Genomic DNA, 24,616 nt, shown 5'->3' with positions numbered 1-24,616 from the left:
TCGGATCTATAATCCGGACCTTCGTCCAGCAGCCGCCCCTTGGCGGTATCGATCGCAATCGCCGAAATCATATGAGCAGCGCGAGGGCGGATCCGCGAACGCGCACTCGACTACGATCAATGCCAGGCGCAAGATCGATCGGCCCGATATGGTCAAAGAAGATGAAAGGACCGACCATGCGCCGCCTCGCGAGCGGCAGCACGCGGCCGACGTCGAAGCTGCCGCCGAGATTCCGGCGCCGCTGCTCGATGACCATCTCTATCATGTTGTCTCTGCTGATCGGCCCGTGCCGTCGACGATGTCGGAATATTCGGGACGGCGTGCATAATAGGCGGCCATGAAGGGGCAGTGCAGGACTGCCTTGCGTTCGCTCGCACGGATCGCATCGAAGACGCCGCGTGCGAGCCGCGAAGCAATCCCTTGCCCGGAGAATCGCTGCGGAACTTCAGTGTGGGTGAGGATGAGCCGATCGCTTTCGTTGCGATAGTAGGCAGCCGCGATCTCGCGGCTGCCATCGATCGCTAGTTCGAAACGATGTTCGGCGGGGTGTCCCTAACTGCGCTCATGCCCCGGCCCGGTCCTCGATGAACGCCAGCAGATCGGCGTTGATGAGATGGGGATGCGTGGCGAACAGGCCGTGTGACAGGCCTGGATAGGTCTTCAGCGTGCCGTTCGTCAGCAGGTCGATCGCCTTGCGCGCCGAAGCGTCGATCGGCACTACCTGGTCGTCCTCGCCATGCATCAGCAGGACCGGCAGGGAGACGGCCTGAAGGTCCTCGGTGAAGTCCGTCTCCGAGAAGGCGGCGATGCAGTCGTAGTGGGCCTTGGCGCCGCCCATCATCCCCTGCCGCCACCAGTTGCGGATCAGCCCTTCGCTTACGTCGGCGCCCTCACGGTTGAAGCCGTAGAATGGCCCGGCAGGAACATCGAGGAAAAATTGCGCACGGTTGCGAGCGAGCGCCTCGCGAAATCCGTCGAACACCTCCATCGGCAGGCCGCCAGGATATCGCGGTGTTGCGAGCATGATCGGCGGCACCGAACCGATCAACACCGCCTTCGACACGCGGCCAGGCTCGCTGCGGGCGACATAGCGGATCACCTCCCCGCCGCCGGTCGAGTGTCCGACGTGGATCGCGTCTTTCAGGTCGAGCTCCGAGACCAACGCCGCGACGTCGGCCGCGTAGGTGTCCATCTCATTCCCCGTATCGGTCTGGTCGGAGCGACCGTGCCCGCGTCGGTCATGCGCAATGACGCGATAGCCCTTGCTGAGGAAGAACAGCATCTGAATGTCCCAATCGTCTGCGCTCAATGGCCAGCCGTGATGGAACATGATCGGCTGGGCCTTTCTCGGACCCCAGTCCTTGTAGAAGATCCGGGTGCCATCCCGCATCGCCAGCATCGCCATTTTTGATCGTTTTCCTTTCTTGTGATTAAGATGGAAATCAGCTCAGGCCGATAATATTCAGGCGGAGTGCATCCAGCTCGGCGTCGGGCTTTTCGTGGGCCGCTCTCAGCATCTGCTCGGCGTCGGCACCGACCACCGCGCGGCTCGGCGCAGGATGTTGCTCGGCGATATCGATCACGCGCGCTGCGGCTACAGCCGACTCGATTCCGGTCGCCTGCATGCTGTCGAACCAGTCCGCGAAGGTGCCGAACGACTTGCCGTAGAGTTTGCGCTGACCTGACGTCATTCCGTTTGTGATCCGCGCCAGGGCCGCCGTCTTCGCTGGACCACCGGTCTTCATGTTGCCGGTGGACACGACCACGACCTCGATGCCGAAAGGCTTCAGTTCGGCGCGGTAGACAGCCGAGAACACCTCCATCGCCGCATGCGACGCACCCGACGGTCCGCTGAACGGCAATGGCAAGCTCGCCATCCATGTGCTGACCTGCACGATCCGTCCGCGCGCATTCCGTAAGGCCGGCAAGAACGCGTTGATCACTAAAAGGGCGCCGAACACGTTGACTTCGAATTCCTGCCGGATGGCGTCGGGCAGAAGGATCTCGATCGGACCGTGAGTGAGGATGTCGGCATTGTTGATCAGGAGGTTGAGCCCGGCCGCGCCAAGTGCTTCGGTCACACCGGAGGCCCAAGCCTCCACGCCCATCGCCTTTGTGACGTCGCAGACGGTCAGGCTGACACGTCCGCCGGAAGCGTCCCTGAGATCCTGAACCTCCGCGGCGGACATCGCCGTGCCGAAGACGATGTAGCCCTTGGCGGCGAGTCCGAGCGCAATGTCGCGGCCAAGGCCGGTGCCGGCACTGGTGATTACAACGGAACGGCCGGATCGTGGAGATGTGGATATCATCACGTGTTTCCTTCCAGAGACGGAACACTCCTCACGGATTTGCGCCAGCCGCCCGAACAATCGGCGCGACTTCGGTGCCTAGGAGCTCGATCGAGCGCTTCATCGCAGCGGTTCCGAGCGAAGCGGTGCTCATCTGGAATGTGACGCGCGAAACGCCGCCGAGCGCCTCGCTGGCGTGGAGCATCTCGGCTGCGACCGTCCCCGGATCACCAATCAGGAACGCACCCTCCGGACCGGCCATTTCTTCGAACTGCCGCCGTGTCGGCGCCGACCAGCCGCCTTCACGGCGCGGGTGCAGTCGATGGCCCGCGCGCTTTCGCTTAGCGGCCCGTCCAAGGCGGGTGACGAGAATCGACAAGCATTCAACTCTTTTGCTACGCATCGCGCTTGCTTCTCGTCACCCAGTTCAAATCAGCCCGCGGCGCGCGGGACCGGAGTGTTGAGCAGCTGCTGCTCCCACAGATAGGCGATGCCACTGCCACCGACGTGCTGGATGATGACCTCCGTCAGCCCGGCAGCAGTCTTCGCACGTGCCCAGTCGCGCTGCCATTCAGCAGCGAGCGCCAGCCAGGTCATCATGTTGATGCCGGCTGCGATCATGCGCTGGATGGCAACCTCGTGAGCCTCCACCGAGGTGCCGCCCGACGCGTCGGTAATCACCGTGACGTCCCAGCCTTCACCGGCGGCCTGGATCGCAGGCATTGCGACGCAGATCTCGGTCCACAAGCCGGCGATAATCAGCTGCTTGCGACCCGTCGCCTTGACCGCATCCACCACCTTCTTATCTTCCCAGGTGTTGATGAACGTCCGGTCGATCACCTCCTGGCCCGGGAACACATCGGTGACCTGCGGGAAGATGACGCCGCCCCGACCGGCGATCACACTGGTCAGGATCGTGGGAACACCGAAGACCTTTGCGGCTTTCGCAAGCGCCGTCGTGTTGTTCACGACCGCCTGAGGGTCGTGGCTGTTCAGGTTGGCGAGCTGGTAGGGCTGATGGTCGATCAGAACGAGTACCGAGTCCTCGGGACGAAGAAGCGACGCAAGGCCGTTGCGAAAGGTCATGAATATCCTCTACTGCCGTTAGATGAGGCTGATTTGTGGGAGACATCCGCCGACTGCGACGACGTCTGCGTGGACAGTGCCATTCCCATTTGCGATACGGTAGCGCTCGCCCTTGCCACACTGTGTCGCAAAAACAGGAACGCTAGAATTGGACATCGAAGAACTGCGAACATTCGTAGAGGTCGCTGACGCCGGCGGAGTATCACATGCTGCGCGTCGGCTCGGGGTCTCCAAGTCGATCGTTAGTCGGCAGCTCGCTCGGCTTGAAGCAGAGCTCGGCGTCCAGCTGCTCGCACGAACCACTCGCGGCGCCGTACTCACAGAGGCGGGTTCCACATTCCGAGATCACGCCGCCAGAGTCTGCGCCGAGATCGATGTTGCCAAGGAAACGATCCTACCCGCAGGTGATCTTCGCGGCCGCTTGCGGATTGCTGCACCACTTACCTTTGGCCCGACACATCTTGCTCCGGTGTTCGCCGAAATGGCGCGACGTTACCCTCAGCTTGGCATCCACACCTGCTACACTGATCGCTTCGTAGATCTCATCGCAGAGGGTTATGATTGTGCGGTACGGCTTGGCCACCTTCCGGACTCTAACCTGATCGCAAGGCGCGTCGGACCGATCTATGGGAAGTTAGTTGCGAGTCCGGAGTATATCAAAGCGCACGGATCGCCTGAGACACCGGATGAACTCCTCACGCATCAGGCTGTCATGCAGGGCACTGAAACCTGGCAGTTCATGGATGGTAAACAAATCGTCACGGTGCGACCGCAGGGGCGCTTCAAGGCCGATAACGGCACAGCGCTGGTCACTGCCGCCATAGCAGGACTCGGCATCGCTTATCTCCCCGAGGGCCTGATCCATGAGCATCTGGCCTCTGGCACGCTTGTTCCGGTCATGACCCGGCACCCGATACGTCCGGCGGGTGTATTTGTCGTCCGGCCACCAGGCCAGCATCCCGCTCGCAAGATAAGAATCCTCACCGAAATGCTGATCGAGTGTTTCGGAAAAGCTCCGGACGTTGTCGGCACTGCACCTGTCCGAGTGGAGCACTGAGCCGAGGTGGGTAAGTGATATGCGCGATCTAGGTCGCTCGAGCGTTCGCGAACGGATAGATCAACACTCCCGACGCCATCTCCTGCGGAGCCACGACGACTTGCCGTGAGCCGTCTCTGAACTGGTCGACACTATTGCCAACGACGCCCTGGAACTGCACCTGCAACACGCGAGGATGCGTCCACTCGCCGCGCGCCCCGAAGGTGATGTTGCCCATAACTGTCGAGAACACCGCACGTCGCGTGAACTCAGAGAGCGCGGCGTCGTCCAGACTTCCCGTGCCCTCAATAGCCAGGCCCACGACCTGCATCTGCGAGTAGGCCAATGGCGCCATATAGTGCCCGAGTGGATCCACACCTGATCCTGCGGCGCGCGGCCTGTAGGTCTCCAACACCGCACTAACGCCCTCAAAGGCCAAGGAGGGTGCCGGGACCCAATATTCATAGTTCACTATCCCGTTGAGCAGCGGCCCGAGCTTGCTCTTAACATCAGCATTCTGCGGGCCGATCATGCTTGCGCCGACCATTTTTGGCCGGAAGGGGTGCCTTTCGAGGGCTTGAACGAGATCGATCGTATCCTGGAGGTACGAGCACAGGAACAGAAGATCAGGTCCGCTTTGTGCCACGTCGTCGAGAAGCGGCGCGAAATTGCTGGCTGCGAGCGGATAGGTTGCCTCGTGAACGACCTCAAACCCGTATTTCGCCGCATTGGCTTTGGCACCAAGAATCGGGTTCCGGGAAAATACAGCGTCAGCCGAGAGCAGTGCCACAGTCGTCGGCCGAGGGGTTTGCCGAGCGGCGGTTTCGAAGAAGCCCTCTGTGAGCGCGACATTGGGGTCCGGCCCCGTCGGAATCATAGCGAAGTAGTTTTCGTAGTTCAGTTCGTTGTTAGCGCCGAGCGCCATAAGCCCAACGAAGTAACGCTGGCGTGAGATGATCTCGGGCATGGCGGCAAGGTTAGTGTTTGTTCCGTACCCCCCAATGACGAGATCCACCCCATCCTCGTCCATGAGGCGCGCGTATAGCGACGCCACGCGAGACGCGTCCCCTTCATCATCGTAGCGGACTAACTCCACCGGGCGTCCAAGAAGGCCGCCACGACCATTTACGTCATCACGCCAGATATCATGCGCGAGCTGCGCGGACTTACTGTTCCCCGACAGCGGTCCGGTGAGCGATAGGCAGTAGCCGATCCTGATCGGCGACGAGTCAGACGTCATTGGTTAAGCACCCGGCTGACCCTCAACAAGCGCTGTACGGCGTCTTCGACAAGAACCCGTGGTACAGACGCTTCGGCCGCGACACTACTATTGATGACGAGGCTCTGGCGCACACAATACTCCACTTTGCTACGACTACGGACGTAACATTGCGGCAGGTACTCCTGTAGCGTCGCAAAGTGACTAGCTGTGTCGCGGAAAGTGGAACCCCAACAAGTTTGCTTTCGCCAAGAGCGGTCATTCGAAATCGTCCGGCAAAGCGACTGTGCGATTCCAAATTCGCTCATCTCCCACGGGGTGAGAGACATCACCTGAGACTTCGGGCGAAGCTAGAGCCCATTTATGCGCCGACGCCTATGCGTCTAGCTGTCTACACGGACAGGATTACGCGGCGCCCGCCTCAGCGCCGCCGCTCGCTGCCAGAAGAGCCGGCCGAATGCAACGTCTGCACCGCCGCCGGGCCGCGCGCGAAAGGGCCCGAGCAAAAGCTTCCTGACGCTCTCCTCAGTCGACCTGGCATCGGTTTTCCAGCTGAGCTCGGGTTGCAACCAGCGAATGAACGATCCCACATGGAAATGGCCCTCCTCGCTATTGGAGGCGGGCCATTCAGGCGAGCTTTACCCGGGGCCCTCTGCCGGCGCCGTACAATTCCCAGATCTTGCACCGGCGAAACATTCGCTTTCTTCGGCGTTCCTACCGTGGCAACACAGCTTCGCATTTATCGACACTGATAGAGGGAGACCTCGAATACTAAGTTCGCGGATAAGGCTGTCGAACGCCTTTCGTTATACGAACGACCTGAGTGCTTGAAACAGCGATGATAGACAGGGCAAACATGATCGATCTGAGCGGGAAACGTGCATTGGTCACTGGCGGCTCGCGAGGCATCGGGGCCGCAATCGCGCTGACGCTGGCGGAGACCGGCGCTGACGTCGCGTTTACCTATCAGCATGCGGCCGAGAAAGCTGAAGCGGTGGCTAAGTCCATCAAGAGCATGCGGCGCCGCGCAATCGCGATCCAGGCCGATAGCGCCGACCCGGAAGCTATCGCGCGCTCCGTGAGTGAAGCCGTCTCAGCATTGGGAGGGCTCGATATTCTCGTCAACAGCGCCGCCATCGGTCACAACGGAACGATTGCCGACCTTAGTGTGAGCGAATACCAGGCCGTGATGGATGTCAATGTGCGAGCGCCAGTGCTGTTTGCGAAGGCAGCAATTCCGCATCTCGCCAAAGGCGGACGCATTATCTCGATCGGTTCGGGCCTTGGGGAGCGAGTCCCGTTCCCGGGCGTGACGGTCTATGCGATGTCCAAGGCGGCCCTTACCTCCTTCACCCGCGGGCTTTCGCGCGAACTAGGGCCAAACGGGATCACCGTGAACCTCGTGCAACCCGGCTCGACCGATACCGATTCAAACCCGGCGGACGGCGCGGCTGCCGACTTCCAGCGAGCCCTGACGTCTTTGGGGCGGTTCGCCGAGCCGCGCGAAGTCGCGAACGCTGTGGTGTTTCTTGCCAGTCCTGCGGCAAGCGTGATCACGGGCGCCATCCTGACCGCGGACGGGGGCGCGATCGCCTGAGCAAAATTGACCTTCGGCAGCGGTAGTGCGCCGGATCTTCGCGACTATGTCGTAGGCAAGTCAGCGAAACGCATCGCTATGGAGCTAAATAAGGATGGCGTTGCGGCGCCCGGCGGTGGCGATTGGGGTTTCAGCACTATCAACGGTAACACCAAGCGCGGCAATGGAATTTTGAACAACGAAATGTATGTCGGCCGGATCGTTTGGAATCGACAACGATTCGTCAAAGACCCCGAAACTGGCAAGCGTCAGGCACGGATGGAGGGCTCGGCATCGATCGAGGCTGCTCGGCCCGAGATCAAACGGTAGATCGCGAACTCGATACCCTGCTGGACTTGATCCTCAAAGGTGGTGCTGCCGATAGGATCAATTCAAAGATGGTTCAGCTTGAGAGCCGTAAGGCCGAGCTCGAACAGGTATTGTCCGACGCGGATGAGCCCCCACCGCTGCTACACCCCGAGATGGCAACTTTCTATCGAGAACAAGTCAGGGCGCTGCATGAGGCGCTGCAGGCTGATACGGAGGCAACCCGGCTCAAAGCCGGGGAGGTCCTGCGTCCTCTCGTGAAGGAGATCGTCCTCACGCCCGGGGGCAAGGAACTGAAGATCGAGGTCCGAGGCGATCTGGCGGGAATCCTGGCAATTGCCCTCAAAACGAAGACCCCAGCCACGGGGGCTGGGGTTTCGCAATTTGAGTTGGTTGCGGGGATAGGATTTGAACCTATGACCTTCAGGTTATGAGCCTGACGAGCTACCGGGCTGCTCCACCCCGCGTTAAACCGGATTTCCGCCTTGCATGGAGAGAGGCCGAACGTGAGGCGGACAACGCTTGGAAGGGCGCCGCTCGATCCGTTCGAAAACTTCCTGAGAAGGCGACCCGGGGCCGAGGGCAACCGGGCGCGAGGCGTATGTATCAATGCTGATCCGCTTTGGAAAGCCCTTAGGCACAGGTTTTTTGAGGTTTTGTGACGGCCAGATTGACGGGATTCGTGCGCGAATCGGACGTTTGGAACCTCCCTTGCCGGAAAGGTCGCAAAAGTGGAGCCTTGGACAGAGCCTTGGACAGAGCCTTGGACCAAGAGAAACAGGGGGCGGCCAGGTGAAGCGCAGCGAAACCCGGAGCCTGTCCGCGAAGATTCCCGGGTTACGCTGCGCTTCACCCGGGCTACGGATGATGGCTCAGTTCAGCAAGAACCCGCCGTCGACCGTCACCACAGTGCCGGTCATGTAGCGTGAGGCTTTTGAGGCCAGCAGCAGGATCGCGCCGTCGAGGTCGGATTCGGCCCCGACCCGGCGCTGCGGAATCCGCTTTGTCAGCTTCTCGCCGGCGGGCGTCGCCCAGAAATCGTGGTTCATCTCGGTGTCGATATAGCCGGGCGCCAGCGCGTTGACGCGGATGTTGTTGCCGGCGAGCTCCAGCGCCATCACCTTGGTGGCCTGGATGATGCCGGCCTTCGAGACCGTGTAGGGCGAGAGGAATTTCATCACGCTAAGGCCGAGCACGGAAGCGATGTTGACGATGTTGCCCCCCTGCTTGCGCGCGATCATGCGCCGCGCCAGTTCGGTCGCCAGGAAATAGGCGCCCTTGAGATTGGCGTTGATCACGGCGTCCCAATCCGCCTCGGTCTGCTCGGTCGACAATTTCTCGATGGCGATGCCGGCATTGTTGATGAGCACGCTGACCGGGCCGAAGGCGGCTTCCGCTGCGTCCAGCGCTTTGCCGATGCTGGCGATGTCGGTGACGTCCATCTGCACCGCGCTCGCGCGGCCGCCCTTGCCCCTGATCTCCTCCTCCAGGCTCTTCAGCTTGCCGGTCTGCCGCGCCGCCAGGACGACGGCGGCGCCATGCGCGGAAAGGACGCGGGCGAATTGCCGGCCCAGCCCCTGGCTCGCGCCGGTGATCAAGATGGTTTCCTGGCTTACATCGAACAGATCGGACATGGGTACGTTTCCTAGAACCTGATATGCGCGCATTGATACCTACGATTTCGGCCCATGCAACGCCGCGGGACTTATCAGGCCGCGCGGCGTTGGCTAAAGTGGCCAGCATCGAACATTTTAGAAACCGCCTGACATCACGGGAGTGAAACAGTGGATCTTGGGATCAAAGGCCGCCGTGCCATCGTTTGCGCCTCAAGCAAGGGTCTGGGCCGCGCCTGCGCCATCGCGCTTGCCAATGAGGGGGTCCATGTCACCTTGACGGCGCGCGGCGCGGACGCGCTGAAGAAGACCGCCGACGAGATCCGCAAAGCGCATCCCGACGTCACCGTCACCGAGATCGTCGGTGACATCACGACGCCCGCGGGCCGCGAGGCCGTGCTGAAGGCCTGCCCGGAGCCGGACATCCTGATCAACAATGCCGGCGGTCCGCCGCCCGGCGATTTCCGCAACTGGACCCGCGACGACTGGATCAAGGCGATCGACGCCAACATGCTGACCCCGATCGAGCTGATCAAGGCCACCGTCGACGGCATGATGGCACGGAAATTCGGGCGCATCGTCAACATCACCTCCGCCGCGGTGAAGGCGCCGATCGAGATTTTGGGACTTTCCAACGGTGCGCGCGCCGGCCTCACCGGCTTCGTCGCGGGCCTCTCGCGCAAGACCGTCATCAACAACGTTACCATCAATGCGCTGCTGCCGGGGCCGTTCGAGACCGATCGCCTGCTCGGCACTGCGAAACCGGAAGCCGAGAAGCGCGGCATCACGCCCCAGCAAGTGCTGACCGAGCGCGCCAAACTCAATCCCGCCGGTCGCTTCGGCGATCCCGAAGAGTTCGGCTACGCCTGTGCGTTCCTGTGCGGCGCCAAGGCCGGCTTCATCACCGGCCAGAACATCCTGCTCGACGGCGGCGCCTTCCCGGGCACGCTGTGAGGATGGGCACGCTGTGAGAGCGGTCTGGTACGAGCGGACGGGCCCGGCGGCGGAGGTCCTGACTTTCGGCGAAGTACCGACGCCGGCGGCGGGTGCGGGCGAAGTGCGCATCCGCCTGGAAGCTTCCGGCGTTAATCCCGCTGATGTCGGCCGCCGCGGCGGCAATTATCGAGCGATGGAATATCCGCGCGTGATCCCGAACAGCGATGGTGCGGGGATCATCGATCAGGTCGGCGACGGCGTGAAGCGGTTCAATGTCGGTGACCGGGTCTGGCTGTTCAACGGCCAGCGCAACGGTCGCGCCTTTGGCACCGCCGCGGAATATATCACGCTCGCCGAGCACCTCGTGACGCCGCTGCCGGACAACCTCACCTTCGCGGAAGGCGCCACCCTCGGCATCCCCGGCATGACCGCGTGGTGCTGCCTGTTCGCGGACGGGCCGATCGTGGGCAAAACCGTGCTGGTTACCGGCGGCGCCGGCGCAGTTGGCCACTATGCCGTGCAATTGGCGAAATGGGGCGGCGCCGAGGTGATCGCAACCGTCAGCTCACCGCACAAGGCCGAGCAGGCGCGCCGCGCGGGCGCCGATCTCGTGATCAACTACAAGGAGGAAGACGTCGTTGCGAAGGCCATGGCATTCACCCATCAACGCGGCGTCGATCGCGTGGTCGATGTCGATTTCGGCGGCAATCTCGCTGGTACGCTGAAGCTGATGGCGGTCAATTCCACGATCGCCGTCTACGCCACCAACGGCAATCGCAACCCCGTCGTGCCGATGCGCGAATTGATGGAGAAATGCATCGCCTTGCGCGCGCTGGTGCTGTTTGCGTTACCACTGCCCTTGCTCGCCGCGGCGCAGGCCGACATCACGAAATGGCTCGCGGCCGGACCGCGCCTGCACAACATCGCCGGCCAGTTTGCGTTGTCGGAAACGGCGCAGGCTCATCTGGCGGTTGAGAAAGGCGACAAGCTCGGCACCGTTATCGTTGATTGCGCTCGTTGACCGACCGCTCACTCTCGCTGGATGAGTCCGCCGAAGTGCGCTCGTCGGCCCAAGGACGATCGAACGCCTCGAGCCCCTCCGCCAACAGGTCGCCCAGCATGGGTTCGCCGAGCAGATAGCGCGCGGTGCGGCCGTTATATTGATCGGCGGCCTCTCGCCGCAGCTCGTCCCATTCCTCGATCGGACGATCGCCGCGCCCAAGCCGCATCAGGGCGACGAGATCAATCTGCTCGTCTTCGGAAAGTGCGCGGATGAAGCCTCTGATTTCCAGCTCGACCGGATCCTGGCCATCATCTTCCAGCACATCGATCATCTCGTCGTCGGCAGCATTCGAGCCGGAATCCGGGTCGGATGCCGCTTCCTTGACGTCGAATTCCCGCGCTTTCTCGATCAAAAAACCGACTTTATCGGTCGATATCGACAGTTCGGCCATTGCGCGCTCCTGTTCTCGCGATCCGATAACGCCGGATCATCCGAGATGATCCATTGCGCGAGCAAGCGGAAACCAGCATCTTCGCGATAACAAGCGTTTCAATAAGGAAGCCGCCGATGGAGTGGAAAGTAGGCAGGGTCAAGATCACCAAGGTCGTCGAATTGGAGACGGTCGGGCATACCCGTTTCATCCTGCCGCTCGCGACCAACGAGGAAGTCCAGAAGCTGCCCTGGCTCATTCCGCATTTCGCCACCGACGAAGGCCGGCTGAAAATGTCGATCCATTCGCTGCTGGTGGAGACGCCGACACGGCGGATCATCGTCGACACCGGGCTCGGCAACGACAAGCAGGGTCGCAACGTGCCGAGCTGGAACAACCGCAAGCATCCCTTCCTGGAGACGTTGACCGCGGCGGGCTTTCCCCCCGATAGCATCGACACCGTGCTGTGCACGCACCTGCATGTCGACCATGTCGGCTGGAACACCAAGCTCGTTGACGGCCAATGGGTGCCGACCTTTCCCAAGGCCCGCTACGTGTTCGGCCGGACCGAATTCGAGCATTGGCGGGACCACGGCAAATCGCCTGACCAAATCGCGGTATTCACCGATTCCGTGAAGCCGATCGCGGATGCCGACAGGGCCGACCTCGTGCCCTCCGACCACCGCCTGACGGAGGAGATCACGCTGATCCCGACGCCTGGCCACAGCCCGGGCCATATGAGCATCCACATCCGCTCCGACGGCGAGGAAGCGCTGCTCACCGGCGACGTCGCCCACCATCCCTGCCAGATGGCCCATCCGGACTGGTCCTCAACGGCGGATTCGGACCACAAGCAATCGGCGGCGACGCGCCGCGAATTGTTCTCCCGCTTTGCCGATACGCCGACGCTGGTGATCGGCGGCCATTTCACCGCCGGTCACATCAAGCGCGAGGGGGAGGCCTTCAAGTTCATGGCGCTGGAACGGATCTAGCGCCCACACTACCTGCGTTTGCCCACCCCACCCCGCGCTTTCGGCAGTTGAATTTCGCGCCGTGCTGCTCCATGAAGCGTCCTAAGTCCGCAAAGTCCAAAAACCCCTGTAGGGAGTGATCAAAAATGAAGCTTGTTCGTTACGGCGCGAAGGGTGAGGAAAAGCCCGGCCTGATCGACAAATCCGGCCAGTTGCGCGACCTGTCGGCGCATCTGAAGGACCTCACCGGCGAGGCTTATTCGCCGGAATCCCTGGCCAAGCTGGCCGCGCTCGATCCGTCCAAGCTGCCTGCTGTTCCCGGCAACCCACGCTTCGGCGCGCCGGTCACCGGAATCTCGAAATTCGTCGCCATCGGGCTGAACTACACCGACCATGCCAAGGAAACCGGCAATCCCATTCCGTCCGAGCCGATCTTCTTCCTGAAAGCCAACACCGCCCTCTCCGGCCCGAACGACGCCGTGGAGAAGCCGCGCGGCTCGACCAAGCTGGATTGGGAAGTGGAGATCGCCGCCATCATCGGCACCCGCGCCAAATATGTCTCCGAGGCCGACGCGCTCAACCATGTCGCCGGCTATTGCGTCTGCAATGACGTGTCGGAGCGCAATTTCCAGATCGAGCGTCTGGGACAGTGGACAAAGGGCAAGTCGCACGACACCTTCGGCCCGCTCGGCCCCTGGCTCGTCACCAAGGACGAGGTTCCGAACGTGCAGAGCCTCTCGATGTGGCTCGACGTCAACGGCCAACGCCGCCAGACCGGTTCGACCTCGACCATGATCTTCTCGATGGCCAAGTGCATCTCCTACGTCTCGCAGTTCATGACGCTGCTGCCCGGCGACATCGTCACGACCGGCACCCCGCCCGGCGTCGGCACCGGCATGAAGCCGCCGCAGTACCTCAACGTCGGCGACGTCGTGACGCTGGGCATCGAGAGCCTGGGCGAGCAGCGCCAGGAGATTGTCGCGGCGTAATGCGGCGCTTCACCGGTGGGCGCTAGCTCGTCATGGCCGGGCTTGTCCCGGCCATCCACGCTTGTCGCTTCGAGGACGTGGATGCCCGGGACAAGCCCGGGCATGACGGCGAAACAGAACTCCCGAGGGAATTCACCCAGATGAAGCTTACCTTCTCGCCCGCCTCGCCATTTGCCCGCAAAGTGCGCATTGCTGCGATCGAGACCGGGCTGATCGACAAGATCGAACTGGTGCCCGCCACGGTCGCGCCAGGCACCGCAAACGATGCCTACACGCGCGACATCAACCCGCTGAAGAAACTGCCGGTCCTGATCCTCGATGACGGCGACGTCATCCTCGATTCCTACGTCATCGTCGAATATCTCGACGATCTCGCCGGCGGCGGCAAATTGATTCCGGCCTCCGGACCGGCGCGTTGGAAGGCGAAAACCGACCACTCGCTGCTGCAGGGCATGCTCGATTCCATGCTGTTGTGCCGGTACGAGAAGATGGTGCGGCCGCAGGGCTTGCAGTGGCAGGCCTGGTACGACGATCACTGGAACCGGGCCTGGGCCGGCATGGCGCGGTTCGAGCAGCGGGAGGATGTGCTTTCCGGGCCGTTCAACGTCGCGCAGATCGGACTGGTTTGCGTGCTCGGCTATGCCGACCTCCGCTTCTCCGACTGCGGCTGGCGCAAGGCCTATCCGAAGCTTGATACGTTCAACCAGAAGATGCTGGAACGGCCATCAGTCAAGATCTCGGTGCCGCCGCCAGCCTGAAGCGGAGTCTGCCATGAGCCTCATCTTCTCGATCGGCGACCTCACCATCCACCGCATCATCGAGCAGGAGACGGCATTCCTGCCGGCGCTGGACATGCTGCCCGGCCTGACGCCGGACATGCTGGCCGAGAACCGGGCCTGGATGCGCGAGGCCAAGGCGCTCGACGATAGCGACGTGCTGCTCTTGTGCTTCCAGTCCTATGTCGTGAAGACGCCGCATCATACCATCCTGATCGATAGCTGTATCGGCAACGACAAGCCGCGCCCGCAGCGGCCGAAATGGAACATGAAGACCGACGACACCTATATGCGCGGCCTCGCCGCGGCCGGGTGCTCGGTCGAAGACATCGACTATGTGATGTGCACGCATCTGCATGTCGACCATGTCGGCTGGAACACGCGACTGGAAAACGGCCGCTGGGTGCCTACGTTTCCAAAAGCGCGCTACGTCTTTGCCAAGGGCGAGTTCGACTACTGGACCGCGCAGAACGAAAAGAGCGAGGTGCCACCCTTCGTCGACAGCGTGCTGCCGATCGTGGAGTCAAAGCGCGAGGCGATCGTGACGAATGATTTCGCCATCGGCGACCACGCACGCATTTTGCCGACGCCCGGGCACACACCGGGCCATGTCGCCTTCACTCTTGGGCGCGGCAAGGACGACGCCGTGTTCTCCGGCGATCTCATGCACTCGCCGCTGCAGACGCATTATCCGGAACTGTCGGCGAAATTCGATGTCGACCAGGCGCAGGCGGCGCGGACGCGGCGCAGTTTCCTGGAGCGCTATTGCGATACCGATACGCTCTGCTGCACCGCGCATTTCCCCTCGCCCTCGGTCGGCAAGATCAAGCGGAGCGGCGACGGGTTCACGTGCGAGGCGGTGTAGCTGTCGGAGGGGAGCTGCGGCTCGGCCGCGTTCTCCTCACCTCTCCCAAAGGGAGAGGTCGGCGCGTAGCGCCGGGTGAGGGGTTACGCTCTATCGAGAGACCTGAACCCCTCACCCGGATCGCTGACGCTATCCGGCCTCTCCCGATGGAAGAGGTGTTCGAGCCCGCGGCACCGTCAGAGCTCAATCGAACAAGCTGGGCGTGTGGTTGACGATCGCGCCCTCGATCTCGAGCATCTTCAGCTTCGTCACCACGCCGCCATTCGCCGAGAAGCCGCCGGGCTTGTTGCCGGCTGCGAGCACGCGATGGCAGGGCACGACGATCGGGCACGGGTTGCGGCCGAGCGCCTGGCCGACGTCGCGCGACAGCTCGACGCCGCCAAGCTGCTTGGCGATCTCGCCATAGGTCATGGTCTTGCCCGGCGGGATCCTGCGCGCGATGTCATAGACGCGGTGGTTGAATGCCGGCACGTCGTCGAGGTCGAGCACGACCTCGGCAAGATCGTTCGGTTTGCCCTCGAGCAGTTCGATCATGGCTTCGATCGCGCGTCTCACTTCCACTGGCGGTGCGGCTTCCGTCACCTCGCCGCCCCGCTGCCGGATGCGTTTGCGGGTGTTTTCCTCGGTCTCCATCGGCAATTGCACGCCGGTGATACCGTGTTCGCCCCACATTACGCCGCAGGCGCCGATCACGGTGTCAAAGATCGCAAAATGCTGGCCGGTCATGGCTTGCTCCATATCTCAGGCTCGAGATTTCGAGCTTTGTCCTTGCAATGGAATCTAGGCTTGGAGAATGTTGCTATCCACCCGAATCCTGCGGGAACTTGCGAGCATCCCCATGCAAACCCTTCGCGTCAACGGATACGACATGGCCTATCTCGAGGTGGGCGAAGGGCCGCCATTGGTGTGCGTGCACGGCTCGCTCTGCGATTTCCGCATCTGGTCGGCGACGCTGGGACTTCTGTCGCGCAAGCACCGCGTGATCGCGGTCAGCCTCCGGCACTTCTTCCCCGACCGCTGGAATGGCGTCGGCGACACCTATTCGATCGCCCAGCACGTCGAAGACGTCATCGCCTTCATCGAGCAGATCGAACCGAAACCGGTCGGCCTGATGGGCCACTCGCGCGGCGGACACGTCTCCTTCCGCGTCGCGCAGCGGCGGCCTGATCTGCTGCGCAAATTGATCCTGGCCGAGCCCGGCGGCGAGCTGGATGAGACGCTCGATCCCGACTTCAAGCCGGGCCCCTCCCCGCTGGCGGGGCGGATCGCCGCCTCCGCCGAAATCATCGCCAAGGGCGACATCGATGGCGGGCTGCAGATCTTCATCGACGCGCTGGAAGGCCCCGGCGCCTGGAAGCGGCTGCCGGCGGCGGTGAAAGAGCCGTTGCGCGACAACGCAACGACGCTGATCGGCCAGACGCGCGACAAGCGGCCGCCGTTCTCGAAGGCGGACGCCGAAGCGATCAGGACACCGACACTGTTCATCGGCGGCGCCAACACCAGAGGCGCACTGCCGAAGGTGCTGCACACGCTGGCGGCCCATGTGAAGGATTCGCGCACCGAGATCATCCCGGGCACGACGCATCCGATGTTCGAGCAGGCCCCGCAACGCTACTGCGAGATCGTGCTGGATTTTCTGGCTGAGTAACGGTCCGTCACGTCAGCCAAAGCCACGTCATTGCGAGCGCAGCGAAGCAATCCATTTCTCGGGTCACTGAGGCATGGATTGCTTCGCTGCGCTCGCAATGACGGGTGGAGAGAGCCGCATCACTTGTGATCGAGATACCACGAGCCATCCCAGGCATCGGCGGGCGGATTTGTCTTGAAGCCTTCGATGCGGTTGACAAAGGTCATGGATGGTCCGTCGGCGGGAACCGCTTCAAGTGCCTCCTTGAAGGCCGTAAGCGCCTCGTCCCAACGTTGGGCGCGATAAGCGGCCAGTCCCTCGGAGTATCGCTTCAACAATGCCGATTGTGCCGGGCTGAGCTCGCCCTTGCGCCCGATGATCTCGAACACCGTGACCGGCCGCGTCTGGCCAACGACGACCAGCCGATCGACCTCGCGAAACTCGATCGCATCGGCGGCCGCTTTCACCGTCGCTTCGGAAACCAGGGCATGGCTGCCGTATATCTTGTTCACGCCCTCCAGGCGCGAGGCAAGGTTTACCGCGTCGCCCATGACGGTGTAGCTCATCATGAACTCCGAGCCGATGCTTCCCACCAGCACCTCGCCGGTCGCAACGCCGATGCGAACGTCGCACTCGCTCGGTACCGACCGCACACCGAGCAGCTCGGGCAATTCCGTCCGCAATGCCGTACCGCGATCGGCCATGTCGACGGCGGCAAGGCAGGCAAGCCGCGCCTGTTCGGCATCCTCGTTGAATGGCGGGCCCCAATAGGCCATGATCGCATCACCGATATATTTGTCGATGATGCCGTGATGGCTGCGGATCGGGCCGGACATGGTCGAGAGGTAGTGATTCATCACCTTGACCAATCCCTGCGGTGTCATTCCTTCGCTGAGGCTGGTAAAGCCCTTCATGTCGCAGAACAGCACGGTCATGATACGGCGCTGACCGTCGGTCGCGGTCAATGATTGTCTCTCAATCAGCCCTTCCACGACTCGCGGATCGATGTATCTTCCGAAGGTCTCACGCATCCGCTCCTTGTGGCGCAATTGCTCCACCATCTTGTTGAACGCCGTTGTCAGTTGGCCGATCTCGTCTCGCGTGGTGACGTCGATCGAGCCATCGAGCCGGCCGGCTTCGACGGCGCGGGTGCCCTCCAGCAAGCGCCTGACAGGCCGCGTGATGCCGGTGCTTACGAAAAACGAAAACAGCAGGCCCAGTATCGCGGCGAGTGCTGTCAGAATGACCGAGATCAAGATCGAGCTTTGCTGATCTCTCATCGTCGCCGAGGCGTCCGCGCGCACCTGCGCCAGCATCTCCCCGCGGACCTCGTCCACTCTCTGGTTGAGTTCATTGCGCAGGGCTTCGGTGCGAGCAAGACTGGCATTGACTTCGGCAAGATTGCCGGCTTCGAGCAGCGGCAGCAGCCGTTTGTGCTCCTCACCCAGATAGCGGCGGAGGTCGTTATTCAGCGTCTCAATTCGATCGTCGATCCGGCCCAGCCTCGCGTTGTCGGATTCGGTGGAAAGATCCGCGATGATCGCGTTGATGAGGCCACGCGCGGTCTTCGCTTCCTGATCGACTTGCAGACCCTTCGCCTCGTAAACTTTCTGCTGCTCGGCCACGGCAGCCTGGTCCGGTGGCGATCGCATGCCTGCGATCACCATCCTGCGGAGCGCCAATGCCTGCTCCAGCGAACGGACGTTCATCCGCGCCAGATGACCGTAAGCCTCAACATATTTCGTCGTCAGCTCATCGAGCTGGTGGGCGATCCTCCTTGCCATCACCGTCGACAACACCGAGATGATGGCCATCAGCACGATGAGGCCCATGGCGATGCCAAGGATTCGGTTTCTGATTGTCGGTTGCAGCATCAAAGGGCGCTCTGGTGTGACACGCGGATCTTCGAAGTAGGAACAGGACGACACGAGAATGGGAAGCGGGGCCGATCGAGACTTGGCCAACTGATCAGCGGCCGGGAACTTAGCACAGTTCCAGAGGCAGGATTGCGTGTCGTTTTCAGCGCCGCGGGGACCGGCGGGCTTTTTCTGCGCGGACCTTAAGTGCTCAATAATGAATTCAGGAAAAGGCAAGGCGGCGGGTGAGGAGGCTCCTCACCGGCCACAGTGTCGCGACCGCCTCCCAAAGGCAGGAGGGGGCAAGCGTTTTGCTATCACACCTTCCACGAACCGACCGGCTGGCGGACGGCAACGTTGAGGCGATTCCAGACGTTGATGACGGCGATCGCAAGGATCAGGGACGCCAACTCCTTTTCGTTAAAATGTTTGTCGGCCTCACGCCAGATCGCATCCGGCACCCCCTCCTCGCGGTCGCTAAGCCGGGTCAGTGATTCCGTCAGCGCAAGCGCGGCGCGCTCGGCGTCGGTGAAATAGGGGGCGTCGCGCCAGGCGGCGACGCAGAACAGGCGCTCGTCGGTTTCCCCTGCCCTCTTCGCGAGTTTCGGATGCATGTCGACGCAGACGCTGCAGCCGTTGATCTGGCTGGCGCGCAACTGCACGAGTTCGATCAGTTTCTCGGACAGATTGCCGTGCGGCAGGTTGCTGAGCGCCTGCATTGTCTTCATGGCCTCGGGAATGACCATCACCGGGTGGTTCATGCGGGCTTGCATCGTTGGTTCTCCATATCGTTGGCTTTGACGCGGTCCGGCCGATTTGCTGTCACACCGGCCGGATTTGCTTCGTCATGGCCATGACGGACGCGAGATGGAGAGTGTGACCGATGGACGAGAAAAATTTTCTGGCCGCCCAATTCGAGACCAATCGGGCCCATCTGCGTGCCGTGGCCTACCGCACGCTGGGCTCGACGGGCGAGATCGACGACGCCGTGCAGGAAACCTGGCTGCGGCTCAGCCGCACCGACGCCTCCACGGTCGAAAATCTGGGAGGCTGGCTGACCACGGTGATCGCCCGCGTCTGCCTCGACATGCTGCGCACGCGCAAGGCGCGCCGCGAGGACCCGATGGGCCCGCACGTGCCCGAGCCGGCCGCGCACGATACGCACGAGCGTGAGGCCGAGATGGCCGATTCCGTTGGCGCGGCGCTGCTGGTGGTGCTGGATGCGCTCGCACCGGCCGAACGGCTGGCTTTCGTGCTGCACGACATGTTCGCCGTTCCCTTCGAGGAGATCGCACCGATCGTCGGTCGCACGCCGGCGGCGGCGCGCCAGCTTGCAAGCCGTGCCCGGCGCCGCGTGCAGGGCTCCCGCGAGGCGGCCGATAGCGATGCGCTGCGGCAGCGCCGCATCGTCGAGGCATTCCTCGCGGCCTCGCGCGACGGCGATTTCGAGGGCCTGCTCGCAGTGCTCGATCCCGATGTCGTGTTCCGCGCCGATGCGGCGGCGCAGCGATTGGGATCGCTGGCGGAAATCCGCGGCGCGCCGGCGGTTGCCGAAACCTTCAAGGGACGGGCGCAGGCCGCAAAGCCGGCGCTGGTCGATGGCACCCCGGCGCTGGCGGTCATTCTCGACGAGCAACTGCGGATCGTGCTGCAGTTCACCATTGCCGGCGACAGGATCGCGGCATTCGAGGCTATTGCCGACGCGGAGCGGATCGCGACGTTCGACATCGAGATGCTTCCACGCGACTAGGGCAAAGGGCAGCCTGGTTCCGCCTTGACGGCACCTGAAGCCGGGGCTAGCTTTTCGAATACGGAATTCCGTATTCCGAAGGAAACCCCGGCATGCTCCCGCTCGAGCCGCTACCCAATCTGATCGACCAGGTCTATGCACGGATCCTGGAGGCGATCATCGACCGTACGCTGCCGCCGGGGCAGCGGATCACCCAGAACGAGCTTGCCGAGAAGCTTGGCGTGTCGCGCCAGCCGGTGTCGCACGCGCTGCATCTGCTGCACCGCCAGGGATTGGTCGCCGAAAGCGGTCGCCGCGGCTTCGAGGTGACCCAGCTTGATCCGCAGCGCATCCGCCAGCTCTACGAAGTCCGCGGCGCGATCGACGCGCTGGCGGCACAGCTTGCCGCCGGGCGCAGCAGGACCGATGCCTCCGGCCGCGAGCGGCTGAACGCGGCGCTGACGGCCGGACGCGCGATCGATGCGAAGACGCCCCTCGCCGAACTGATCGCGCGCGATGTCGACTTCCACAGCGCGATCTATCTGCTGTCAGGCAATCCTGCGATCGAGGAGATGATCGCGCCGCAATGGGCGCATATGCGCCGCTCGATGGCGACCGTGCTCGCCGAGCTCGATTATCGCGAAAGCGCCTGGGCCGAGCATGAGCAGATCGCCGCGCATATCTTCGCCGGCAATGGCACGGCGGCCGAGGCCGCGGCGTCAGCGCATGCGCAGACAGCAGGACGGATGACGGAGGAGAGATTGAGGGTAGCGACCATCGCTGCATGACGCTCCGTCATGCCCGGGCTTGACCCGGGCATCCACGTCTTGGACGCAGAGAGAACGGCGTGGATGGCCGGGTCAAGCCGGGCCATGGCGACTGAGAGATCAACGATAAACCAAAAGGAGGACACACCATGAAACTGACGCCAGAGCAGATCGAATTCTTCAACCGCGAGGGCTGGCTGTTCCTGCCCGAATTGTTCAGCCAGGAAGAGGTGGATTTCCTCGCCCGCGAGGCGGTGAGTATCTACGACGCCAACCGCCCCGAGGTGTGGCGCGAGAAGAGCGGTGCGCCGCGCACCGCCTTTGCCGCGCATCTCTACAACGAGGCCTTCGGCGCCCTCGGCGCACATCCGCGCATGATCGAGCCGATCGAGCAGATCTTCGGCGAGAAGGTCTACATGCATCAGTTCAAGATCAACGCGAAGGCGGCCTTCACCGGCGATGTCTGGCAGTGGCACCAGGATTACGGCACCTGGAAGCGCGACGACGGCATGCTGGAGCCGCGCGCGATGAATATCGCGATCTTCCTCGACGAGGTGATGCCGATCAATGGCCCCTTGATGCTGGTGCCGAAGAGCCACCATGCCGGCGACCTCAAGGCCGCTCATGACCTCGAGACCACCTCCTATCCGCTGTGGACGCTGGACGAGGAGACCGTGACGCGCCTGGTGAAGGATGGCGGCATCGTCGCGCCGACCGGCAAGGCCGGCGGCATGCTGATGTTCCACGGCAATCTGGTGCATGGATCGAGCGGCAACATCACACCCTATCCGCGCAAGATCGTGTACCTGACACTGAACGCGGTCTCGAACTACATCCGCACGCCGACGCGGCCGGAATACATCGCCCATCGCGATTTCACGCCGATCCAGACGGTCGCCGACGACGCGCTGGTCCGGCTGGCGCGTGCGCCGCGGCAAGCGGCGGAGTAACGCCGCCACTTTCTCAGGTCTCGTCATGCCCGGGCTTGTCCCGGGCATCCACGAAGTGCAACGATCGCGGAAGCAAGACGTGGATGGCCGGGTCAAGCCCGGCCATGACGGCTTGGCGAAAGCCTCGCGCCTCGCGACATTCCAGCTCTCGGATATCCCGCCATGAACCTCCACCACCTCCTCAAAGCCCGGGCCGCCGCCGGCAAGCCGGTTCGCGTGGCGCTGATCGGCGCCGGAAAATTCGGCTCGATGTTCCTGTCGCAGGTGCCGCACACGCCGGGATTGGAGGTGCCCATCATCATCGATCTCGACCGCGACCGCGCACGCGAGGCGTGCCGCACCGTCGGCTGGGGCGAGGATCGGATCAAAGCCACGACGTTCACCGATGACGGCGCGCGGGCGATTGCCGGCGGCGCGATGGATGTGGTGGTGGAGGCAACCGGCAATCCGGCGGTCGGCATCAGACACGCGCGCGCGGCGATCGCGGCCGGCAAGCACATCGTCATGGTCAACGTCGAGGCCGACGTGCTGGCGGGCCCGCTGCTCGCGGAGGAGGCCCGCAAGGCCGGCGTGGTCTATTCGCTCGCTTACGGCGACCAGCCGGCACTGACGGCGGAAATGGTCGATTGGGCACGCGGCACCGGTTTTCGTGTCGTTGCCGCCGGCAAGGGCACGAAGTATCTGCCTGTTTATCACGACGTGACGCCCGAAGGCGTTTGGAGCCACTACGGCCTCACCGCCGGCGAGGCGCAATCCGCCGGCATGAATCCGCAGATGTTCAACTCCTTCCTCGACGGCACCAAGTCCGCGATCGAGATGGCGGCGATTGCCAACGCAACCGGCCTCGACGTGCCCTCCGATGGCCTCTTGTTTCCGCCCTGCGGCGTCGACGATCTCCCGCATATCTTGCGGCCGCGCGAGAAAGGCGGCGTGCTGGAGAAGTCGGGTGTGGTGGAAGTGGTGTCGTCGATCGAGCGCGACGGCCGTCCGGTCTTCCGCGACCTGCGCTGGGGCGTCTATGTCGTGCTGGAGGCCCCGAACGACTATGCCGCCGATTGCTTCAAGCAATACGGGCTGAAGACGGACGCCTCCGGCCGCTATGCGGCGATGTACAAGCCCTATCATCTGATCGGACTGGAGCTGAACATCTCGGTCCTGTCGGCAGCATTACGCAATGAGCCAACCGGCCAGCCGCACGGCTTTCGCGGCGATGTCGCCGCAGTCGCCAAGCGCGATCTGCGTGCAGGCGAAGAGCTCGATGGCGAAGGCGGCTACACCGTGTGGGGCAAGCTGATGCCGGCACACGCAAGCTTTGCCGCCGGCGCATTGCCGATCGGGCTCGCCCATCGCGTGAAGCTGAAGAACAATATCGCGCATGGCGCGGTGGTGCGCTGGAGCGATATCGAGATCGACGCGAATAACGAGACGATCAAGACGCGCAAGGCGATGGAAGCGGCGTTCGGCGGGACGAAGGCAGACGCCGAGCGCGTGCGTGCCTGACAATTGAGCGCGCGCTTCGCAACTGCGATAGAGCATTGCGCTTGATTATCGATGGGCGAACGGTCATGCTCGCTGACGGAACCGGAAATTTCGGAATTCCGATAACAAGAGCCTGTTGAAGGCCTGCGAACCCAATCACCACAATCCAGCGTCGGTCACCGACGAAGCCCAAAACGACACTCAAGATCGTTGTCCCTCGTCGAGGTATCGACACCAGCAGAGGGGAAACGCAATGAAACGTCGTGAGTTCTTGAAGGCAGGCGGCATCTCGCTCGCCGCGAGCGCCATTGCTGCGCCCGCGGTTGCGCAATCGATGCCGGAAGTGAAATGGCGCCTCGCGGCGAGTTGGCCGAAGGCGCTCGATACGCTCTATGGCGGCTGCGAATTTTTCTGCAGGCGCGTGGCCGAGATCACCGACAACAGATTCCAGATCCAGCCGTTCGCGGCCGGTGAAATCGTGCCCGGCCTGCAGGTGCTCGATGCCGTGTCGAACGGCACGGTCGAGATGGGCAACACCGCGCTCTATTACTATTGGGGCAAGAACCCGGCCTTCACGTTCGGCACGTCGCTGCCGTTCGGCCTCAACACGCGCCAGCACATCTCCTGGCTGCAATGGGGCGGCGGACAGGATCTGCTCAACGATCTGCTCAAGGAATATGGCTGCACCAGCGTCCCGACCGGCTCGACAGGCGCGCAGATGGGCGGCTGGTTCCGCAAGGAGATCAAGTCCACGGCAGACCTTCAGGGCCTCAAATTCCGCGTCGGCGGCTTTGCCGGCACGATCATCGCCAAGGTCGGCGGCGTGCCACAGCAGATCGCGGGCGGAGACATCTATCCGGCGCTGGAGAAGGGCACTATCGACGCTGCTGAATGGGTCGGCCCCTATGACGACGAGAAGCTCGGCTTCGTGAAGGTCGCGAAGTTCTATTATTACCCCGGCTGGTGGGAAGGCACCGGCCAGGGCCACAACGTCATGAATCTCGAGAAGTGGAATAGCCTGCCGAAGCATTATCAGGCCGCGATCCAGGCCGCTTCCGAAGACGCCTTCACTTGGGTCACCGGCAAATATGAC

Annotated in this window: 25 protein-coding genes, 1 tRNA gene and 2 pseudogenes (1 of these 28 cut by a window edge); 15 read left to right on the top strand and 13 right to left on the bottom strand. The window is 62.8% G+C overall.

Annotated features, from left to right (window positions below):
• Positions 1–67: 67 nt before the first annotated feature.
• The 6 genes and pseudogenes from AC5ZG1_RS28135 to AC5ZG1_RS28110 all read right to left on the bottom strand — a co-directional run bounded on the left by AC5ZG1_RS28135 (position 68) and on the right by AC5ZG1_RS28110 (position 3,374).
• Positions 68–256 carry a hypothetical protein gene (locus AC5ZG1_RS28135; protein ID WP_456645991.1) on the bottom strand — a complete coding sequence of 63 codons (189 nt, stop codon included), beginning with the start codon at positions 254–256 and terminating at the stop codon, positions 68–70.
• A 5-nt stretch (positions 257–261) separates the two neighbouring features.
• Positions 262–522 (bottom strand): annotated as a pseudogene (locus tag AC5ZG1_RS28130) (GNAT family N-acetyltransferase); the annotation flags it as partial.
• Between the two features lie 40 nt (positions 523–562).
• Entirely contained in the window at positions 563–1,405 is an 843-nt protein-coding gene (locus AC5ZG1_RS28125; RefSeq protein WP_496134700.1) for an alpha/beta fold hydrolase, read from the bottom strand.
• Positions 1,406–1,442: 37 nt separating this feature from the next.
• Entirely contained in the window at positions 1,443–2,309 is an 867-nt protein-coding gene (locus AC5ZG1_RS28120; protein WP_496134699.1) for an SDR family NAD(P)-dependent oxidoreductase, read from the bottom strand.
• A 31-nt stretch (positions 2,310–2,340) separates the two neighbouring features.
• Positions 2,341–2,595: pseudogene (locus AC5ZG1_RS28115) on the bottom strand (LLM class flavin-dependent oxidoreductase); the annotation flags it as partial.
• A 125-nt stretch (positions 2,596–2,720) separates the two neighbouring features.
• Positions 2,721–3,374 (bottom strand): hydrolase, encoded by a 654-nt coding sequence (locus AC5ZG1_RS28110; RefSeq protein WP_456645986.1) that lies wholly within the window; start codon positions 3,372–3,374, stop codon positions 2,721–2,723.
• Between the two features lie 148 nt (positions 3,375–3,522).
• On the opposite strand from AC5ZG1_RS28110, the gene AC5ZG1_RS28105 reads away from it, so the two are divergent.
• Positions 3,523–4,431: a LysR family transcriptional regulator gene (locus AC5ZG1_RS28105; protein WP_496134698.1), complete on the top strand. Its 909-nt coding sequence runs from the start codon at positions 3,523–3,525 to the stop codon at positions 4,429–4,431.
• A 28-nt stretch (positions 4,432–4,459) separates the two neighbouring features.
• Here the strand turns inward: AC5ZG1_RS28105 and AC5ZG1_RS28100 are convergent, their stop codons facing one another.
• Positions 4,460–5,650: an amino acid ABC transporter substrate-binding protein gene (locus AC5ZG1_RS28100; protein WP_496134697.1), complete on the bottom strand. Its 1,191-nt coding sequence runs from the start codon at positions 5,648–5,650 to the stop codon at positions 4,460–4,462.
• A gap of 835 nt (positions 5,651–6,485) precedes the next feature.
• On the opposite strand from AC5ZG1_RS28100, the gene AC5ZG1_RS28095 reads away from it, so the two are divergent.
• Both AC5ZG1_RS28095 and AC5ZG1_RS28090 read left to right on the top strand, forming a co-directional pair.
• Positions 6,486–7,226, top strand: a complete 741-nt coding sequence (locus AC5ZG1_RS28095) for an SDR family NAD(P)-dependent oxidoreductase (protein WP_496134758.1) — start codon at positions 6,486–6,488, stop codon at positions 7,224–7,226.
• 6 nt (positions 7,227–7,232) lie between these two features.
• The gene (locus tag AC5ZG1_RS28090) at positions 7,233–7,535 is read left to right on the top strand and encodes a recombinase family protein (RefSeq protein WP_496134696.1); all 303 of its coding nucleotides are present in this window, start codon (positions 7,233–7,235) and stop codon (positions 7,533–7,535) included.
• A gap of 387 nt (positions 7,536–7,922) precedes the next feature.
• Here the strand turns inward: AC5ZG1_RS28090 and AC5ZG1_RS28085 are convergent.
• Together AC5ZG1_RS28085 and AC5ZG1_RS28080 are read right to left on the bottom strand one after the other, a co-directional pair.
• A tRNA-Met gene (locus AC5ZG1_RS28085) sits at positions 7,923–7,999 on the bottom strand.
• Positions 8,000–8,404: 405 nt separating this feature from the next.
• A complete protein-coding gene (locus AC5ZG1_RS28080) occupies positions 8,405–9,166 on the bottom strand; it encodes an SDR family NAD(P)-dependent oxidoreductase (RefSeq protein ID WP_496134695.1) in 762 nt (253 codons plus the stop codon).
• Between the two features lie 150 nt (positions 9,167–9,316).
• Between AC5ZG1_RS28080 and AC5ZG1_RS28075 the strand changes: the two genes are divergently transcribed.
• Both AC5ZG1_RS28075 and AC5ZG1_RS28070 read left to right on the top strand, forming a co-directional pair.
• The gene (locus AC5ZG1_RS28075; RefSeq protein ID WP_028163054.1) at positions 9,317–10,099 is read left to right on the top strand and encodes an SDR family oxidoreductase; all 783 of its coding nucleotides are present in this window, start codon (positions 9,317–9,319) and stop codon (positions 10,097–10,099) included.
• Between the two features lie 13 nt (positions 10,100–10,112).
• Positions 10,113–11,102, top strand: a complete 990-nt coding sequence (locus AC5ZG1_RS28070; protein WP_496134694.1) for an NADPH:quinone reductase — start codon at positions 10,113–10,115, stop codon at positions 11,100–11,102.
• Here the strand turns inward: AC5ZG1_RS28070 and AC5ZG1_RS28065 are convergent.
• Entirely contained in the window at positions 11,080–11,535 is a 456-nt protein-coding gene (locus AC5ZG1_RS28065) for a DUF3775 domain-containing protein (protein ID WP_496134693.1), read from the bottom strand. The two genes, AC5ZG1_RS28070 and AC5ZG1_RS28065, sit on opposite strands and share 23 nt — an antisense overlap.
• Before the next feature lie 116 nt (positions 11,536–11,651).
• Here AC5ZG1_RS28065 and AC5ZG1_RS28060 point away from each other — a divergent pair, with 116 nt between their 5' ends.
• The 4 genes from AC5ZG1_RS28060 to AC5ZG1_RS28045 all read left to right on the top strand — a co-directional run bounded on the left by AC5ZG1_RS28060 (position 11,652) and on the right by AC5ZG1_RS28045 (position 15,115).
• Complete coding sequence (locus tag AC5ZG1_RS28060) at positions 11,652–12,506, top strand: MBL fold metallo-hydrolase (RefSeq protein ID WP_496134692.1); 855 nt, start codon at positions 11,652–11,654, stop codon at positions 12,504–12,506.
• Positions 12,507–12,631: 125 nt separating this feature from the next.
• On the top strand, positions 12,632–13,474 hold the full coding sequence (locus AC5ZG1_RS28055; RefSeq protein ID WP_496134691.1) for a fumarylacetoacetate hydrolase family protein: 843 nt from the start codon (positions 12,632–12,634) through the stop codon (positions 13,472–13,474).
• Positions 13,475–13,614: 140 nt separating this feature from the next.
• The gene (locus tag AC5ZG1_RS28050) at positions 13,615–14,232 is read left to right on the top strand and encodes a glutathione S-transferase family protein (RefSeq protein WP_028163059.1); all 618 of its coding nucleotides are present in this window, start codon (positions 13,615–13,617) and stop codon (positions 14,230–14,232) included.
• A 13-nt stretch (positions 14,233–14,245) separates the two neighbouring features.
• Positions 14,246–15,115: an MBL fold metallo-hydrolase gene (locus AC5ZG1_RS28045; RefSeq protein ID WP_496134690.1), complete on the top strand. Its 870-nt coding sequence runs from the start codon at positions 14,246–14,248 to the stop codon at positions 15,113–15,115.
• A 183-nt stretch (positions 15,116–15,298) separates the two neighbouring features.
• On the opposite strand, the gene AC5ZG1_RS28040 is transcribed toward AC5ZG1_RS28045, so the two are convergent.
• The gene (locus tag AC5ZG1_RS28040; protein ID WP_496134689.1) at positions 15,299–15,841 is read right to left on the bottom strand and encodes a methylated-DNA--[protein]-cysteine S-methyltransferase; all 543 of its coding nucleotides are present in this window, start codon (positions 15,839–15,841) and stop codon (positions 15,299–15,301) included.
• 112 nt (positions 15,842–15,953) lie between these two features.
• On the opposite strand from AC5ZG1_RS28040, the gene AC5ZG1_RS28035 reads away from it, so the two are divergent.
• Positions 15,954–16,763, top strand: coding sequence for an alpha/beta fold hydrolase (locus AC5ZG1_RS28035; RefSeq protein ID WP_496134688.1), 810 nt, complete (start codon positions 15,954–15,956; stop codon positions 16,761–16,763).
• Positions 16,764–16,882: 119 nt separating this feature from the next.
• Here the strand turns inward: AC5ZG1_RS28035 and AC5ZG1_RS28030 are convergent, their stop codons facing one another.
• Positions 16,883–18,616, bottom strand: a complete 1,734-nt coding sequence (locus AC5ZG1_RS28030) for an adenylate/guanylate cyclase domain-containing protein (RefSeq protein ID WP_496134687.1) — start codon at positions 18,614–18,616, stop codon at positions 16,883–16,885.
• 299 nt (positions 18,617–18,915) lie between these two features.
• Positions 18,916–19,371, bottom strand: coding sequence for a carboxymuconolactone decarboxylase family protein (locus tag AC5ZG1_RS28025; protein WP_496134686.1), 456 nt, complete (start codon positions 19,369–19,371; stop codon positions 18,916–18,918).
• A 110-nt stretch (positions 19,372–19,481) separates the two neighbouring features.
• Here AC5ZG1_RS28025 and AC5ZG1_RS28020 point away from each other — a divergent pair, with 110 nt between their 5' ends.
• The 5 genes from AC5ZG1_RS28020 to AC5ZG1_RS28000 form a co-directional block, all read left to right on the top strand.
• Positions 19,482–20,348: a sigma-70 family RNA polymerase sigma factor gene (locus AC5ZG1_RS28020; RefSeq protein WP_496134685.1), complete on the top strand. Its 867-nt coding sequence runs from the start codon at positions 19,482–19,484 to the stop codon at positions 20,346–20,348.
• 92 nt (positions 20,349–20,440) lie between these two features.
• A complete protein-coding gene (locus AC5ZG1_RS28015; protein WP_456645973.1) occupies positions 20,441–21,115 on the top strand; it encodes a GntR family transcriptional regulator in 675 nt (224 codons plus the stop codon).
• A gap of 128 nt (positions 21,116–21,243) precedes the next feature.
• Entirely contained in the window at positions 21,244–22,044 is an 801-nt protein-coding gene (locus AC5ZG1_RS28010; RefSeq protein ID WP_456645972.1) for a phytanoyl-CoA dioxygenase family protein, read from the top strand.
• A 162-nt stretch (positions 22,045–22,206) separates the two neighbouring features.
• Positions 22,207–23,544 (top strand): NAD(P)H-dependent oxidoreductase, encoded by a 1,338-nt coding sequence (locus AC5ZG1_RS28005; RefSeq protein ID WP_130227575.1) that lies wholly within the window; start codon positions 22,207–22,209, stop codon positions 23,542–23,544.
• Positions 23,545–23,776: 232 nt separating this feature from the next.
• Positions 23,777–24,616, top strand: partial view of a TRAP transporter substrate-binding protein gene (locus tag AC5ZG1_RS28000; RefSeq protein ID WP_496134684.1) — the 5' portion only. Its footprint extends 249 nt past the window's final position; the window shows 840 of its 1,089 coding nt (coding positions 1–840); the start codon lies at positions 23,777–23,779; the stop codon falls past the right edge of the window.

The organism is Bradyrhizobium sp. Leo78, assembly GCF_059512425.1.
The sequence above is the reverse complement of the archived record's forward strand: the minus strand, read 5'-3'. Positions and strand labels throughout refer to the sequence as shown.

Coding starts and splice junctions, on each gene's coding strand:
- AC5ZG1_RS28135 (WP_456645991.1), bottom strand. CDS start 256: ATGGTCATCGAGCAGCGGCGCCGGAATCTCGGCGGCAGCTTCGACGTC.
- AC5ZG1_RS28125 (WP_496134700.1), bottom strand. CDS start 1,405: ATGGCGATGCTGGCGATGCGGGATGGCACCCGGATCTTCTACAAGGAC.
- AC5ZG1_RS28120 (WP_496134699.1), bottom strand. CDS start 2,309: ATGATATCCACATCTCCACGATCCGGCCGTTCCGTTGTAATCACCAGT.
- AC5ZG1_RS28110 (WP_456645986.1), bottom strand. CDS start 3,374: ATGACCTTTCGCAACGGCCTTGCGTCGCTTCTTCGTCCCGAGGACTCG.
- AC5ZG1_RS28100 (WP_496134697.1), bottom strand. CDS start 5,650: ATGACGTCTGACTCGTCGCCGATCAGGATCGGCTACTGCCTATCGCTC.
- AC5ZG1_RS28095 (WP_496134758.1), top strand. CDS start 6,486: ATGATCGATCTGAGCGGGAAACGTGCATTGGTCACTGGCGGCTCGCGA.
- AC5ZG1_RS28080 (WP_496134695.1), bottom strand. CDS start 9,166: ATGTCCGATCTGTTCGATGTAAGCCAGGAAACCATCTTGATCACCGGC.
- AC5ZG1_RS28065 (WP_496134693.1), bottom strand. CDS start 11,535: ATGGCCGAACTGTCGATATCGACCGATAAAGTCGGTTTTTTGATCGAG.
- AC5ZG1_RS28060 (WP_496134692.1), top strand. CDS start 11,652: ATGGAGTGGAAAGTAGGCAGGGTCAAGATCACCAAGGTCGTCGAATTG.
- AC5ZG1_RS28055 (WP_496134691.1), top strand. CDS start 12,632: ATGAAGCTTGTTCGTTACGGCGCGAAGGGTGAGGAAAAGCCCGGCCTG.
- AC5ZG1_RS28050 (WP_028163059.1), top strand. CDS start 13,615: ATGAAGCTTACCTTCTCGCCCGCCTCGCCATTTGCCCGCAAAGTGCGC.
- AC5ZG1_RS28045 (WP_496134690.1), top strand. CDS start 14,246: ATGAGCCTCATCTTCTCGATCGGCGACCTCACCATCCACCGCATCATC.
- AC5ZG1_RS28040 (WP_496134689.1), bottom strand. CDS start 15,841: ATGACCGGCCAGCATTTTGCGATCTTTGACACCGTGATCGGCGCCTGC.
- AC5ZG1_RS28035 (WP_496134688.1), top strand. CDS start 15,954: ATGCAAACCCTTCGCGTCAACGGATACGACATGGCCTATCTCGAGGTG.
- AC5ZG1_RS28030 (WP_496134687.1), bottom strand. CDS start 18,616: ATGCTGCAACCGACAATCAGAAACCGAATCCTTGGCATCGCCATGGGC.
- AC5ZG1_RS28025 (WP_496134686.1), bottom strand. CDS start 19,371: ATGCAAGCCCGCATGAACCACCCGGTGATGGTCATTCCCGAGGCCATG.
- AC5ZG1_RS28020 (WP_496134685.1), top strand. CDS start 19,482: ATGGACGAGAAAAATTTTCTGGCCGCCCAATTCGAGACCAATCGGGCC.
- AC5ZG1_RS28015 (WP_456645973.1), top strand. CDS start 20,441: ATGCTCCCGCTCGAGCCGCTACCCAATCTGATCGACCAGGTCTATGCA.
- AC5ZG1_RS28010 (WP_456645972.1), top strand. CDS start 21,244: ATGAAACTGACGCCAGAGCAGATCGAATTCTTCAACCGCGAGGGCTGG.
- AC5ZG1_RS28005 (WP_130227575.1), top strand. CDS start 22,207: ATGAACCTCCACCACCTCCTCAAAGCCCGGGCCGCCGCCGGCAAGCCG.